At 54.1% G+C, this 14,444-nt stretch carries 11 protein-coding genes; 5 read left to right on the top strand and 6 right to left on the bottom strand.

Annotated elements, in window-relative coordinates; translation table 11 throughout:
- The first annotated feature begins 133 nt into the window (after positions 1-133).
- Genes ACX3YF_RS03210 through ACX3YF_RS03195 form a run of 4 tightly spaced genes read left to right on the top strand, consistent with a single transcriptional unit; the run spans position 134 to position 8,748 of the window.
- Entirely contained in the window at positions 134-1,045 is a 912-nt protein-coding gene (locus ACX3YF_RS03210) for a WYL domain-containing protein (protein WP_458973402.1), read from the top strand.
- Entirely contained in the window at positions 1,042-3,966 is a 2,925-nt protein-coding gene (locus tag ACX3YF_RS03205; protein WP_458973401.1) for an SNF2-related protein, read from the top strand. The genes ACX3YF_RS03210 and ACX3YF_RS03205 overlap by 4 nt, the downstream gene beginning before the upstream one ends.
- 34 nt (positions 3,967-4,000) lie before the next feature.
- On the top strand, positions 4,001-5,962 hold the full coding sequence (locus ACX3YF_RS03200) for a site-specific DNA-methyltransferase (RefSeq protein WP_458973400.1): 1,962 nt from the start codon (positions 4,001-4,003) through the stop codon (positions 5,960-5,962).
- Positions 5,963-5,973: 11 nt separating this feature from the next.
- Positions 5,974-8,748 (top strand): restriction endonuclease, encoded by a 2,775-nt coding sequence (locus ACX3YF_RS03195; protein ID WP_458973399.1) that lies wholly within the window; start codon positions 5,974-5,976, stop codon positions 8,746-8,748.
- 300 nt (positions 8,749-9,048) lie between these two features.
- On the opposite strand, the gene ACX3YF_RS03190 is transcribed toward ACX3YF_RS03195, so the two are convergent.
- Both ACX3YF_RS03190 and ACX3YF_RS03185 read right to left on the bottom strand, forming a co-directional pair.
- Positions 9,049-9,837: a hypothetical protein gene (locus tag ACX3YF_RS03190; RefSeq protein WP_458973398.1), complete on the bottom strand. Its 789-nt coding sequence runs from the start codon at positions 9,835-9,837 to the stop codon at positions 9,049-9,051.
- Between the two features lie 49 nt (positions 9,838-9,886).
- On the bottom strand, positions 9,887-10,240 hold the full coding sequence (locus tag ACX3YF_RS03185; RefSeq protein WP_458973397.1) for a hypothetical protein: 354 nt from the start codon (positions 10,238-10,240) through the stop codon (positions 9,887-9,889).
- 139 nt (positions 10,241-10,379) lie between these two features.
- Here ACX3YF_RS03185 and ACX3YF_RS03180 point away from each other — a divergent pair, with 139 nt between their 5' ends.
- Positions 10,380-10,727, top strand: a complete 348-nt coding sequence (locus ACX3YF_RS03180; protein WP_458973396.1) for a helix-turn-helix domain-containing protein — start codon at positions 10,380-10,382, stop codon at positions 10,725-10,727.
- A 391-nt stretch (positions 10,728-11,118) separates the two neighbouring features.
- Here ACX3YF_RS03180 and ACX3YF_RS03175 read toward each other — a convergent pair whose 3' ends face one another.
- From ACX3YF_RS03175 to ACX3YF_RS03160, 4 genes are all read right to left on the bottom strand, one after another.
- Positions 11,119-11,307 carry a hypothetical protein gene (locus ACX3YF_RS03175; RefSeq protein ID WP_458973395.1) on the bottom strand — a complete coding sequence of 63 codons (189 nt, stop codon included), beginning with the start codon at positions 11,305-11,307 and terminating at the stop codon, positions 11,119-11,121.
- Positions 11,308-11,363: 56 nt separating this feature from the next.
- Complete coding sequence (locus tag ACX3YF_RS03170) at positions 11,364-12,257, bottom strand: recombination directionality factor (RefSeq protein WP_458974826.1); 894 nt, start codon at positions 12,255-12,257, stop codon at positions 11,364-11,366.
- 90 nt (positions 12,258-12,347) lie between these two features.
- Positions 12,348-13,349, bottom strand: a complete 1,002-nt coding sequence (locus tag ACX3YF_RS03165) for a YqaJ viral recombinase family nuclease (RefSeq protein ID WP_458973394.1) — start codon at positions 13,347-13,349, stop codon at positions 12,348-12,350.
- A gap of 83 nt (positions 13,350-13,432) precedes the next feature.
- Complete coding sequence (locus tag ACX3YF_RS03160; protein ID WP_258695079.1) at positions 13,433-14,401, bottom strand: DUF932 domain-containing protein; 969 nt, start codon at positions 14,399-14,401, stop codon at positions 13,433-13,435.
- Positions 14,402-14,444: the final 43 nt, after the last annotated feature.

Raw genomic sequence — 14,444 nt, 5'->3', positions numbered from 1 at the left:
ATGAACCTTCTCAGTCCTGAATTTATAGCGATCAAAATGATCATAACTTTATTTGTTAAATGAAATCATGGACGTGCTTAAAGGCATGCCATAAGCTCTGCTAAATTATTTTCATCAAGAGTTGCAAAACCACATGACGCCCATGAACCCGCTTGCAGAGTTCGCTCAGCCACAGCGTGATCGCCTGGCTTTTATCGAGCTGCGCGTGCGCTTCGTTGGGGATATTCGTCGGCAGGATCTGGTCGAGCGCTTTGCTATTCAGTCTGCTGCAGCCACCCGAGATCTTGCGCTGTATAGGGAGCTAGCACCCGGCAACATTGATTATGACTCCAAGGGTAAAGCATATGTACTTGGCGCAGATTTCTGTGCGCTATTCAATTATCCGGCCGAAAGAGTCATGTCTTGGCTGGCGCAGGCCTTCGGCGATGGAGAACCGCTGCTGTTCAAAACCTGGGTGCCCTGTGAGATTCCCTTCAGGCTGACGAACCCCGATTTGGATGTGCTGGCGAGTGTGACTCGCTCCATCCATAAGGGCTGCCCCCTGGCTATCGAGTACCACTCTATTTCCAGCGGTAAGTCCAAACGCGAGATTGTGCCTTTCGCCTTGATCGATACAGGGCTGCGTTGGCATGTACGAGCCTTTGATCGCAAAAACCAAGAGTTTCGTGACTTTGTAATCACGCGAATCAAACGCCCGCGCTTGCTCAAAGAGGAGTCGCCGGCATCCCATGAGCTGAGCGATCAGGATATCCAGTGGACTCGCATTGTTGAGTTGGAGTTGGTGCCGCACCCGAATCAGCCGCACCCGGAAATTACCGAGATGGATTACGGCATGCATGGAGGCGTATTGCGAATGAAACTGCGTGCTGCAACGGTGGGCTATGTGTTGCACAAATGGAGCGTGGACTGTACCCCGAATCATAGCCTGCGAGGGCCAGAACACCGTCTTTGGCTAAAGGACTCATTGGCGATATACGGCGTTAAAAACGCTGTGCTAGCGCCAGGATATTCGGAGCCAGAGCGTACGGTCGGAGCAAAGAAATGATTTCTGCCTACCACGCCAAGTACTACGCGCACGAGTTAACGAGACGCCATGCTGCCGATGGCGTTGACCGACTGTCTCAGTCCCTATTCGACGCCAGTGTTGATCTGAACCCTCATCAGATCGAGGCCGCGCTTTTTGCTTTACGCAATCCCTTGCAGCAAGGAGTCTTGCTTGCTGATGAAGTTGGTTTGGGAAAAACCATCGAAGCGGCACTGGTTGTCTGTCAGTTATGGGCGGAGCGCAGCCGCCGGTTACTGATTATTGCTCCGGCCAGCCTGCGTAAACAGTGGGCGCAAGAGCTGTCAGAGAAGTTTGCCGTGCCCTGCACTGTGCTGGATGCCGTGGCACTCAAGAAGCAGTCATTCGGCAGCGCGCTTGAGACTTTGCAGCATCTTGCTGGCAAATCAGTCCTGATCATGTCCTACCAATTTGCTGCTCGTCTTGAGGCTGAACTGCGCGCCATTCCCTGGCATGTAGTAGTTCTCGACGAAGCTCACAAGCTTCGCAATGCTCATCGTCAGAGCAACCGAACCGGACAGGCCTTGCGCCGAGCGTTGGAAGGGCGCAAGAAATTGCTGTTAACCGCCACGCCGATGCAGAACTCGCTGATGGAGTTGTATGGGCTGTCTACCCTCATCGATGAGCATCTATTCGGCGATGAAAAAGCCTTTCGCAAGCAGTATCTGAATAACCCTGCTGGGCTGGAGGAGCTGCGGGGGCGGCTTGCTGGCTTCACTCAACGCACTTTGCGTAAGGATGTGTTGGAGTACATCCAGTACACCGAGCGCAAGGCTATAACCCAGCCATTCAGCCCCACGGATGATGAGCACGCGCTTTACGACCAGGTGTCTGATTTTCTGCTACGCGAACATTCTTTTGCGTTGCCCAAAAGTCAGCGTCATCTCACAGGTTTGATTCTGCGCAAATTGCTCGCTTCCAGCACTCCGGCCATTGTTGCTACGCTGATTACCGTCCGGGCTCGACTGGAACAAATGCTGGTAGACGAAGCCTCGGCAGAGCAGATCAACCTGCTGGAGCAATGGGTAGAAGAGGACGACCTCGAAACCGACTATCTCGAAGAAGAAGAAGAAGAAGAAGAAGAAGAGCCTGAGTCGGATGAACGGCTGCCCTCACAGCCGGTTGTGCAAAGCCCAGAGCATAAAAAACAGTTTATCCAGGCAGAAATAGATGAGCTGACGGCCATCATTGAGCTCGCACATGGGCTGCGTACTGATACCAAAGCTCAGTCCCTGCTCACTGCTTTGCAACTAGGCTTTGCCAGCATGGCTGAGCTAGGGGCCTCGCGTAAGGTCATCATATTCACCGAATCAAAACGTACTCAGGAGTACTTGCATCAGTTTCTGTCTGCAAGCGGTTATGACGGCAAGTTGGTGCTGTTCAGTGGCACGAACAACCATCCCGACTCCACCCTTGTCTACCAGCAATGGCTGACTGAACATAAAGGCACTGATCGGATAACCGGATCCCCCCAGGTAGACCGCCGCACTGCGCTGATTGATCACTTTCGCAAGATCGATGGCAGCGGTGCGGAAATCATGATCGCCACAGAGGCTGCTGCTGAAGGTGTGAACCTTCAGTTCTGCGCCTTGCTAATTAACTACGATCTCCCATGGAATCCACAGCGGGTCGAGCAGCGCATAGGTCGCTGCCACCGCTACGGTCAGAAATTCGATGTGGTAGTTATTAACTTCCTCAACACCCGCAATCAGGCAGATCAGCGCGTATTGGAGTTGCTGACTGAAAAATTCAGCCTGTTTTCTGGTGTGTTCGGTGCCAGTGATGAGGTGTTAGGCAGCATCGAAGGTGGCCTGGACTTCGAGAAACGCATACAGAAAATCTACGATACCTGTCGCCAGCCAGATCAGATAGAAGCTGCCTTTAATGCGTTGCAGACAGAGCTAGAAGAAGCGATCAATGATCGCATAAAGGACACCCAGTCCCAGCTGCTGGAGAACTTCGATGAGGATGTTCACGACCGCCTCAAGCTACGACTGGACGAAGCTGAAGCCCGGCTCGACAGACTAGGGCGCTGGTTCTGGGGGGTGACCCGCTATGCCCTGTGTGAGCGGGCACGCTTTGATGATCAAGCGTATGCCTTTTCGCTGACCAGCCCGCCAGATGTTGAGGCTCTGCAAATTGTGCCTGGCCGCTATCAGCTCATCCGCGGTGCCGCTCAACCCGATATGTTGGCGCACGCTTACCGACTCAGCCATCCGCTGGGCGAGTGGAGTATTGCCACAAGTCTCAACGCTTCTACTCCGATCGCCCTGCTTAAGCTCGATTACGCCAAGCACGGCACACGCATCTCAGTCATTGAAAAGCTCCTCGGCAAGTCCGGCTGGCTTACTTTGGTGCGACTCGAAGTTACAGCCTTTGAGACAACCGAGGCGCTGTTGTTCTCAGGCCAGACTGACGATGGTGAACTGCTTGATCAGGAAGTCTGCGAAAAACTGCTAACCATTCCTGCGGCTGGAAAGCCCTTAGCTATTAATGATGCAGCACCCAATGCCCTAGCGGCGAACAGTCAGCGCTTGGTGCAGGCCACCATTGCCAGCGTGCTGGAAGCCAACCAGCGACTGTTCAATGAAGAGCGTGACAAGCTGGAGCGTTGGGCAGATGACAAGCTCGTCGCTGCTGAGGAAGCGCTTAAGAACACCAAGGCACGCATCGCACAGTTGAAGCGCGACGCCCGTAAGGCCGCCACCCTGCAGGAGCAAGACAGTATCCAGCGCGAACTGTCTGAGCTGGAGCGCAAGCAACGCCGTCTGAGGCAGGAAATCTTCAATACTGAGGACGAGATCATTGCCAAGCGGGACGAGCTGATTGAAACGCTGCAACAGCGGATGCAGGAAAAAACCGAAATCCAAATACTTTTCACCCTGCGCTGGCAGTTGGTGTAAACGAAACAAATCTGAAGATCACAGGATGTTGCTTATGGAAAACAACAATACCGAACTGGGTTACAGCCCCGATGCGTTGGCCGAGCGCCAGGCTGAACTGCTGGCTCTGCTGCGCCAAACCGCGCCGGAAGTCATTAGCGACAACCAGCTCGACATTGAAAAGCTCAAAGAGCTGATCGGCCAAGAGCGCATTGCTCCGGCTGAACACTACGAGCTTTCATGGGCAGGCAAGGCCGCCGCCAGGCGCGAAATCCAGAAAACCACCAGCCACACCCTGCTGCCCGCCGCCAGCAACCCGCCCCATGCGCCGCACATGCTGATCGAAGGCGAAAACCTCGAAGTGCTGCGCGCGCTGCAAAAGTCCTACCACGGCAAGGTCAAGATGATTTACATCGACCCGCCGTACAACACTGGTAACGACAGCTTTGTGTATCCCGACGATTATTCCGAGACGCTGGACGAATACCAAAAGCGCACCGGTGAAAAGAACGAAGCGGGTTATCTGAACAAGCAAAGTTTGTGGAAAAAAAACAGCAAAGAAAGTGGTCAATATCACAGTGCGTGGTTGTCGATGATGTACCCGCGTTTGTATTTGGCGCGAAATTTATTGCGGGATGATGGGGTTGTTTTTATTAGTATTGATGATAACGAGCAATCGAACTTAAAGTTGCTTTGCGATGAGGTCTTTGGTGCGGAGAATTTTATAGGGCTCTTTGTTGTTAATGCGTCTCCAAGTGGTATCGATTATGGGCATATCGCAAAAACCCATGACTATGCATTTTTTTATGCTAAAAATATTTACGAAACATCTACGAATCAGCTTACTGAGGAGTCAAAGGAGTTTAAGTTTAAGGATGAGTATGGGGGTTTTAATATTTACCCACTTTACAATGGGAACGTTGCATTTAATCCCCAAACACGACCGAATCTTTACTATCCTTTTTATTTGAATCCTGAAAATAATATTTCAGACGATTTCTTTGAAATATCGCTAGAGAAAAAGGATGGTTGGACAGAGGTCTGGCCAGTTGTTTCGAGAAAAGAGGGAATTCCGCGCGTTTGGCGTTGGGGAAAAGTAAAAGCAAAATCTGGATTAAATACTGAAATAATTGGATATAGAAGTGAGTCTGGGGATTTTCGTATTGTACAGAAGTCTAGGCACACTACTAAGGTAATTAGATCTCTTGTGCTTGATAATGAGGTTTCGAGTCGAAGAGGTACGGGTGATTTTGAAAAGCTATTTGGCGGAAAATACTTCCCCTTCCCTAAGTCTGTAGAGTTAATAAGAAGGTTTGTTGAAGTAGGGGCATCTGACGGAGATATTATTTTAGATTTTTTTGCAGGCTCTGGATCTGCAGCTCAGGCGGTAATGGAAGAAAATATTAATGGTGGCAATCGCCAGTTTATTTGTGTGCAAATGCCTGAGTTATTGGAAGAAACCAGCGAAGCCTACAAAGCGGGCTATCGCACGATTGCCGATATTACTCGCGCTCGCATCGACAAGGTGATTGCCAAGCTCAAGGCCGAACATCCTGACAAAACCGCTGATCTGGCCTGTGCCCATTTCACCTTAGCGCCCTCCAATTTCAAAGTCTGGCGCGGAGATGTGGCTGATGAGGCCGCGCTGCGCGAAACGCTCAATCTGTTCCAGCGTGCGGAGAAAAATGGGCATTCACCTGAAGCGGCAGAGGCCCAGACGGCGATGCTCGCCGAGCTGTTGCTAAAGCATGGTTTGGGTGCGCTGGGTGTGCATGCGATCAGCAAGCCGGTTCAGCTTGCAGGAGTTACTGTGCATCGCGTGCTGATACACGACGACAAGCAGCTCTGGCTGTGTTTTGAGCCTTACTCCTCGGCCTTGAAAGAGGAAATATCCAAGGCTCGGCCGGCGCAGGTGGTGTTGCTGAATTCCTGCTTCGTGGGCGACAAGGCCGACGAGCTGCTCTCCAACCTGCAGCTGGAATTGGCAGGGCTGGATATTGGCCTGACAGTGATCTGAGGGGCCACACAATGACGCAAATCATGAAGTTACAGTTCTCGCATCAATCCTACCAGACCCGTGCGGTTGAGGCAGTCGTGCAGGTGTTTGATGGTCAGCCTTTGGCCAAGTCAGATTTCTCGCTGGCCGGGCAAGCCGCCAGTGTGGAATATGCTAACGACGGCAGTATTGGCAACGTGCTCAAGCTTTCGGACGAAGCCTTGCTGGCCAATGTACAGAAGGTGCAGCAAGCCAATGGCGTGGCGGTATCGAGCGAGCTGGTGAAGTCCGTGCCCGATAACGGCAAAGAAGAGTTTTGCCCACTGAACCTTACGCTGGAGATGGAAACCGGCACCGGCAAGACCTACACCTTCATCAAGACCATGTACGAACTGAACAAGGTGTATGGGTTCAGGAAGTTTGTGGTGGTGGTGCCCAGCGTGGCGATTCGCGAAGGCACGATGAAAAATCTGCAGATCACGCGCGAGCACTTCGCGCTGGATTACGCCAATGTGCCCTGTGTGCCGATGCTGTTTGACAGCAACAAGCTCAGCGACCTGCGACACTTTGCGCAGAGCGATGCGCTCAGCGTGCTGGTGATCAACATCGACAGCTTCACCAAAGACAGCAACAAGATCAACCAGAAGGGCGAGCGTGCTTTTGCGCCTATTGAATACATCAAGGCGGTGAATCCCATTGTGATCGTGGATGAGCCGCAGAACTTTGAAACTGACATCCGTCGCCGTGCCCTTATGGAGCTAAACCCTCTGTGTACGCTGCGCTACTCCGCTACCCATAAGAACCCTTACAACCTGCTGTATTCGCTGAACCCGGTGCAGGCTTACGACCTGGGCCTGGTCAAGCAGATCGAGGTGGACGGCGTGCTGGCCGACGAAAGCCACAATCAGGCCTTCATTCAGCTTGTCAGTATCGATGCGAAAGCCAAGGGCATCAGCGTCAAGGTGAGTATCGACGTCAACGAGAAGACTGGGGTGAAGCGCAAGGAACTCACCCTGAAGCTGGGCGAAGACCTGTTCGACAAATCCAAAGGCCGCGATGTGTATGCCGATGGCTACATCCTCAACGAAATCCGCGCAGAGGATGAAGAGATCGAGTTTTCGGGCGGGCGGGTGCTTAGCCTACACGCGCAGCAAGGCGGGCTTGAAGATGACGTGATGCTCTTTCAGATCGAGCGCACCGTCGCCGCGCACTTCGCTAAGTTGAAAAATCTGCAAGAGATTGGCGTCAAGGTGCTTAGCCTGTTCTTTATCGACAAGGTGGCCAACTATCGCGCATTTGATGCAGACGGCAATCCTGTGCCCGGCAAGTTCGCGGTGTGGTTTGAAGAGGCCTTCAATAAGTACGCCAGCAAGTCGCAGTACAAGGGCTTGATCTCCCATGCCGCCAGCGCCGTGCACAACGGTTATTTTTCTGGCGACAAAAAGGGAAAAGGCGCGGCCGCCAAGACTATCTGGGTGGATACCAAAGGCAATGTGGCAAAGGACGACGACACCTACGCCCTGATCATGAAAGAAAAAGAACGCTTGCTGAGTGTGGATGAGCCCTTGCAGTTTATCTTCAGTCACTCAGCCCTGCGCGAAGGTTGGGACAACCCGAATGTGTTCCAGATTTGCACGCTGAACGAAAGCCACAGTGTCCTGAAAAAGCGGCAGGAAATCGGTCGGGGTCTGCGCTTGTGTGTGAACCAGAAAGGCGAACGGGTACAGGACAAGCGCGTTAATGTGCTGACCGTGATTCCGAACGAAAGCTACGAAGCCTTTGCCAAAGCACTGCAGACCGAGATCGAGGAAGAAACCGGTGTGAGCTTTGACAACCGCGTGAAGAACGCACGTGCCAAGGCGCGGGTAAAACGCAAAAAACTCAGCGCAGAAGAGGAGGCGCTGTTCAAGGCGATCTGGCAAAAAATCAGCTATCAGACGCGCTACACCGTCAAACTCGATACCCCAGAGTTGATCAAGCAGTGCGTAGAATCGCTGGCGGATTTGAATCAGTACCCCAAGGTTCAGCCGGCAAAAATCCGTGCGCTAAAAGCGAAGATCGTCATGCGCAAGGATGGTGTGCATGGTGTCGAGACGGGCGTGGGCAGTTCCGATGCGCAAACGGAGCAAATTGTGGTACCGGACGTGTATGCCTACATCCAGAACCGCGTGCATTTATCCCGCTCATCCATATTCGCGATTTTGGATGGGGCGGGCAGGCTTTGCGAGTTGTTGATCAACCCACAGGCGTTTCTCGATACCGCCATTGCGGCGATCAAGAATTGCCTGCAAGCGCTGCTGGTGAAAGGAATCGAGTACCACCAGATCAATGGGCGGCGCTATGAAATGGCGCTGTTCGACGAAGAGCTGGAAACCTATCTGAGCAGCGTGTACCCGCCTGCAAATGACGAGCTGACGACGCCGATCCGCAAGACGCTGCTTGAGGCCCAGCCGGTTGATGAAGACAAGAACCCCTTGGGCGACGCCTTTACTTGCGTGCTGAGTGAAAGCGATCCGGAAAGCCAGTTCGCACACGATTGCAGTATCGACGAGCGGGTGAAGTTTTTCTTCAAACTGCCTGGTGAGTTCAAGATCGCAACCCCGCTGGGAAGCTATAACCCGGACTGGGCGGTGGTGTTTGAAAACGACACCCGTGTTTATTTCGTCGCGGAAACCAAGTCGAGCACAGTTACGGGTGAGCGAAGAAGCAAGGAGAACCTGAAGATTGAATGTGGCCGTGAGCACTTCAAGTTGGTGCCGGATGTGGTTTTCAAGGACGTTAAGACGCTGGAACAGCTTGTTGTCTAGTGAGTGAGCATGTACAGAAAAATCATGGCCATTTTCAAAAATGCTGAAGTCAAGTTCAGCATCCCGCTCGCCTCGATTCAATGTCATGCTCACAAGGCGAAGTTAGTGATACAGGATCTGTAGTCGGATGTTGAGGTGTTCTGGTCGACGGCGCGATCAGAACACTATGCCATTTCACCGATAAGTAAAAAAAGAGGGAAATCGTTATGCTCCCTCTATTAGTAATGCGGCTACCGAAGCAATGGGTGGGATAGTAATGGAGCTTCGCTGACGTTGATTGGTCCCCCGGCATAAAGTTTGTTATTGCAACAGATAGCCCATTGGCTGGTCATCTTTATCGAAGCAGAGGATGGTTTCACAGTGGCCACCTAACTGGTCGGCATTCGATTCGCTGATGTCCGGCAACCATTTACCCAGTTCAGATACTGACACCTTCTTGTTGTTGATATAGCAGTCATCGTCGGCACGTGGGTTACACCAGGCGGTTTTGACTTCTGGCCATTCGGACTGGGGAGCGGCAGGAGTGTTCGTTGCTGCGGATGCAGCTCCGCCCTTCTCCTGATTCCACGCTGCCCAACCACCGATGTAACGCTTATCGAAAGTCGAGGCCAGCTCATTGTCTGGAACACCTGCGTCAAGATAGAACCTCATCAAGAGGCTGCCAGCTTCAACGTACGATACTTGCCGAGACGCGTCGGTGCGGTAGGCGACTGGCTTGCCATCGGTGCTACTGCCTATGCGATACCAAATAGAGAGTTGAAATGGAGTGTTCTCCTTCCAGTGACCTACCTCTGCACCTTGGATTCGGCAGCTGCCACGCTGACACATGCCATTGACCTTATTGGTGATACGAACGCTTTGCTGGCGCTGAGCGTCCCAGATATCCACGTAGCGCGTGCTGGTGAGCCAAGTACAAAAGAGCATCGGTTGACCCGTCGCTGCTGGGCGGGTGACGCATGGAATTGCCTCCGGGAGGTTGTGCGTCGATTTCTCGTCGGGAAAGAAAGCCGCTGTACCTTGGTACGCGGAGATTTCAGCGTTGGCGTGAGCACAGGACGCGAGAAGAAGGATGCTGAGGATACGTTTCATGGTTTATTTCTTACTCTGAAGGGTTTGACGAGAGGGCTGAGCAAAGCTGCTATTTCTTGTAAACAACCTTGAGCCGCTTGTTGACGTAGTCCTTGATGATTTCGTAGTCGGGGTTGTAGGTAACGAGCGCATGACCTACGCCTGCTGCAGCCGTTAATGTCGCTATGGTCAATGTTGCAGGTGTTGTCAGGACGGTGAATACGGCGCCGAGTGCGCCGCCTTGTACCATTGCACTTTTCACATCGCTTTTGACTCGACACTTCTGCCCCTGGCTTTCAATCTTGGTTTCAACCAGTTTGATACCTGCCATGAAATTGCCCCTGAGACCATGGATCTCGAAGGACGCTTTACTTTTCACGAGACCTTCAATCTGCGCTTCATTCAGACCTGTTACGACGATCATGGGTTTTCTGAGCTCCCTGCAAGAGATAGTGGTTTTGAGAAAGGGTGCAATACCAACTTTTCAGGGTGAGTCTCGGTTTGATAAGTCCTTCATGTCAACAGGTTGATAGCCAACTATCCAGGTTGGACTGGAGGGTGGCATGTCAAAAACCGAATCGAAGCAGTTGGCGGAGCTTGTTGGCCAAGCAGTTGCTCGCCAGCGTGCTCGTTGCAAGCTGAGTCAGGAGCAGGTTGCGGAAAAGCTTGGGATTGGAAGCGAGGCCGTATCCCGTATCGAGCGAGGGATCGTTATGCCCAACATCGAGCGTTTGGTGGAGCTGGCAGCGGTTTTTCGTTGTGAAACGGCTGAACTGCTGACCGAGGGGAGTTCACGCCCTGAGGACCAGGCGCGCAGGCTCTATGACTTGCTGTCTAGGCTGGAGGCGCATGACCGCGACTTCGTCATGGACATGGTGGAGCGTCTTGTCACTAGGCTTGATCGCGACTGATGGGCTCAGTCACGGCGGTTGCTTTCTTGTTTCAGAGGATTCTTTTCCTCAGGCTCGTCGAACAGAGCACCACAGCGTAGGCACAACAGTTGAACCCCGCGAAGTGATATTTAGCGACATCCTCGGCTACGCGCAACGCCGATGGATACGCGGCAGTGATAGCGGCCAACCCATTGATGAGCAGATGGCTGCCTGGCGCTTAGGTATTCTCATTAGATTTCTGCGCTTCTCGCAGCGCGCTGTCAGCCAGGCCGAGTAACAGGGTGATGCCTTTGGCTGCTTCCCTAGTTAGGACGGCCTTGGAGTCGCAGATCAAGCAGTATCGAAGCATGATTCATTCTCCTGGTAAAAGCGGCCGTGTGCATGGCCGCTGACGGTTACTTGGAATATTTCAGGTGGGATTTCCCCGGCTGGGGGAAATTAGTCTGAGCAAGCGACTCAGGATCCAGCAGGCCAGCACCACGGCCAGTAACAGCGGTGGGAAGCGCAGCATGAGCAGAATACTCAGCACCAGCGCCCCGGCGGCTGCAAGCGCGCCGATGAATATGAACAAGCAGAGCAAAAATTGCACTAGCGACATGGCGGGTCTCCAAGATCTTGTGCCTGGCCGATGTACTCGGCACCGACAGGTTTGATTCAGTGGGCCTGCGAGGTGAGGGCTTCTAGTTTCCTCGCGAGGGAGTTAGGAGCTGGCTGCGATTCACCCTGGCTAGAGGTGCTGGCGGGCTCCGAGTTTATGAAGAACTCCTCGATCACGACGTGACTGTCCTCCTCGCTGTCCTCGAAGGCGCCGTTGCCGAAGCCTCGGCGAGCCGCGTCATCTAGAGCCCTCTGATCGAAACCTGCTGTTTGCCGCTGTGTATCCAGCTCGCTCGCCTTCTGCAGTGCTTCGCTCATATCCATGCCAGCGCGTATCGTGAGGTCGACATAGAAGATCGGCGTGCCATGGCTTTGCCGGGTGGATTTACCGCGTAGACGCAGCTCCAGCGGCAGGCAAGCCAGTCGATTACCCGAGATGGCCTGGAAGTAATGTAGTCGAGCGGCCAGGGTGCGGATGCTGTTGAATCCGGTGGTGCGGAACACAAAGCTACCCAACGAATCCTCATCACCGATAATCACATTCAGTCGCCCGTAAGGCTTGCAGGCACCGCCTTTGGCCAGTGGGCAGGCATCGGGCGAAGGGCAGGGCAGAGACTGTATGCCGTCCTGCGCAGCGCGCTTGCAGGTTTCACCATTGCCCACGCACAACGGTCGCCCGGACTGCCGGTCGAACAGGGTGTAATCGGCCCGGAAATTCAGCTCCGGTTCGTTGAACAATAGGCGCATAGGAATACTGCGCAGTTTGTCTTCCTTACACTGGCGCAGTTCGTCGTTGAGTGGATGTAGCAGCCAGCCATCCCTGCTTTGTACCTGGGATGTGATGGTGAACTGATCATCTTTTTCCGGCAGGCGTTTACCGTTTCTTTCAACGACTTTGCCGATAGAGATGCGTCCGAGCACGGGCGGAGTCAGTGCTAAGCCTTTCAACATGATGTTTCTCCTGGAAATGAAAAAAAGCCAGTCACGCAGCGCGAACTGCATGGACTGGCCAAGGGGAGGGAAAGGTGAAAGGGGTGGAAATCAGCCGACCAGGAAACGCCGTGCACCGGGTTTCAGCAGCGGGTACTTGGCCTGCAGGTAGGGCTTGTCCTGGAGCAGTTGAGCGACATCGAGACCGATGCTGTCCTTGGCCTTGCGCCAGGAGACGTAGCCGCTGGAGAACTCCGCCCGACTGGCATCGCCCATGGCCTGCTGCAGCATCTGCTTGAGCTCAGCCTCGCGCTTTTCCTTGTCGGCAATCGACTGGCGCACGGCCTTGAGCTCTAAGTAGGCCGCAGCCAATCCTGCATGGCCGCTGAAGTCGACGGTCTGACCGTTGTCCTCCGGGTACAAGCAGCGCAAAGCCGCCTCGGCCGATGCACTGCCGTCGGCTGGCGGCGGAGTATCGGTTTCCACGTAGTTCCAGAACTTACGCTCCAGTTCGATCAGGCGGGCGATCATCTGCTCATCTCGCTCGATACGATGGATCTCCAGGTGCTGACCGCCGAGCAGCACCGCTACATCTGCCGCCTGCTTGCCGGTGACTGCGAGTTGGTGCATCACTTGCAGTTCTACATACTCGGGTACACCTTCCTTCCAGAGACGTGCCCCGTTTATGCCGGCGGTCTTACATTCTAGGATCTGCACGTCGTCCGCGCCGATCACCTCACGGTCGATGTTGGCTAGCATCCAGGACATATCCGGATTCGGATGCTGCAATACGGCGTTGATACGTCGCACCTTATTCTTAGTACGCTTGCTGTAATGCCAGGCCACGATTGGTTCCAGCACGTTGCCCCAGTACATCGGACTTTCTTCATCATGTGGGTCGGCTTTTGGCAGAGTGGTGTCTCGACCGGTTTTCTCCAGCCACAGCTCCAACTGCGATTTGTAGGGATTTAGACCCACCGCAGCGCCGGCATCCGAGCTGCCGATGCCTTGCTTGCGCACCGCCAGCCAATCTTCACGAGGCAGTTCCTTGGTGCTGATCAGGCGCAGCGCTGGACGAGCCTTGCTAGTGCTGCGCAACGGAGTAGCGTTCATAGCGTTCACCTTGCAGAAATAGAAACGCCCGATCAGCCTCGTTGCTGATCGGGCGTTTTTTTGGGGGGGGAGGAAGTAACCGGTTAGGCGACAAGCTGCAGGGCGGTGTCCAGAGCACGTTGCTTGATCTGCGCCCCTTGGCCGAACCAGGCCGAGTCCATGCGGTACTCGTTGCTACGAGCTCGACGTTCATGGTCGACGTACTCGGTTACGGCGTTAAGCAGGCCCCAGGCGGTACCTCGAGCCGAGTCCAGCTGACTGCCTCGGCCGCGACCTTCGTACAGCTCCTGAACCTTTCGCAGGGCGCGTTCGTTGGGCAGTACCTCCGGCAGTGCGCCGGTTGGATTGGTCTCACACAGCACGGTCATGAAAAATCCCAGCGCCTCATGCCATTGCACCTTGCGTTCGGCAAGATGGCGCATGCGGTACATAAACTCGTCCCAACCGGAGACGGCTATGCCGAGTTGCTTCTTCACGGCCTTCGGATCAAAGCGGGTGTTGTGCGGCACCTTGATGGCGCGGCTGGTGCCGTCCAAGGCGATGGTCAAGGTGTTGTTGCAGACCACCCGTACGGTGGTGGGGGTTGCCGTGGTGGCAAGGGTGCCGTCGCAGGACGTTGCCAGCAGCAGGTAGCCGTTGACCTGATCGTTACCCTTGAGCGCAGCACCTTGCCCGGTACGCGCCAACGCCCAGAACTTGCGACCGCCCTTGAGTACTCCCGCAGTCTCCAGCTCGTAGCCGGAGACCTCGGTGAGATCCCGATAGAACTCCAGCACCTCACGCGGCTGAACGGTGTGATAGCGCTGCGAGACCACCGACAGTGGTGCCTTGGTATCTGATCGGTAGAGCACCTTCTGCTCGGGGAAGGAGTGGATGGTACCCAGGTGGCCGACAGCATCCGACTTAAAGTGAACTGGGCTTTCCTCGATTTTCCAGTTCATGCCGGCTTCGCGTTGCCAAACTTCGATGGGTTGTTTCTGCGAGAGGTGATTGCCAAGGCCGTGCCAGGGAGTTGCTCCAGTGTAGGCCATAGTTTCGACGAGATGAGTCATGGTTGTGATTCCTTTGGGTGCAATCCGGCATAAAGCGCTGCAC

It is taken from the genome of Pseudomonas fluorescens group sp. PF-69 (genome assembly GCF_054481235.1).
Note: the sequence above shows the minus strand (reverse complement) of the source record. Positions and strands in the feature narration are given on the sequence as shown.

Excerpts from the sequence above, each read along its gene's own strand:
- ACX3YF_RS03180 (WP_458973396.1), top strand. The coding sequence starts at position 10,380 with ATGTCAAAAACCGAATCGAAGCAGTTGGCGGAGCTTGTTGGCCAAGCA.
- ACX3YF_RS03210 (WP_458973402.1), top strand. The coding sequence starts at position 134 with ATGACGCCCATGAACCCGCTTGCAGAGTTCGCTCAGCCACAGCGTGAT.
- ACX3YF_RS03170 (WP_458974826.1), bottom strand. The coding sequence starts at position 12,257 with ATGTTGAAAGGCTTAGCACTGACTCCGCCCGTGCTCGGACGCATCTCT.
- ACX3YF_RS03175 (WP_458973395.1), bottom strand. The coding sequence starts at position 11,307 with ATGTCGCTAGTGCAATTTTTGCTCTGCTTGTTCATATTCATCGGCGCG.
- ACX3YF_RS03185 (WP_458973397.1), bottom strand. The coding sequence starts at position 10,240 with ATGATCGTCGTAACAGGTCTGAATGAAGCGCAGATTGAAGGTCTCGTG.
- ACX3YF_RS03200 (WP_458973400.1), top strand. The coding sequence starts at position 4,001 with ATGGAAAACAACAATACCGAACTGGGTTACAGCCCCGATGCGTTGGCC.
- ACX3YF_RS03190 (WP_458973398.1), bottom strand. The coding sequence starts at position 9,837 with ATGAAACGTATCCTCAGCATCCTTCTTCTCGCGTCCTGTGCTCACGCC.
- ACX3YF_RS03160 (WP_258695079.1), bottom strand. The coding sequence starts at position 14,401 with ATGACTCATCTCGTCGAAACTATGGCCTACACTGGAGCAACTCCCTGG.
- ACX3YF_RS03195 (WP_458973399.1), top strand. The coding sequence starts at position 5,974 with ATGACGCAAATCATGAAGTTACAGTTCTCGCATCAATCCTACCAGACC.
- ACX3YF_RS03205 (WP_458973401.1), top strand. The coding sequence starts at position 1,042 with ATGATTTCTGCCTACCACGCCAAGTACTACGCGCACGAGTTAACGAGA.
- ACX3YF_RS03165 (WP_458973394.1), bottom strand. The coding sequence starts at position 13,349 with ATGAACGCTACTCCGTTGCGCAGCACTAGCAAGGCTCGTCCAGCGCTG.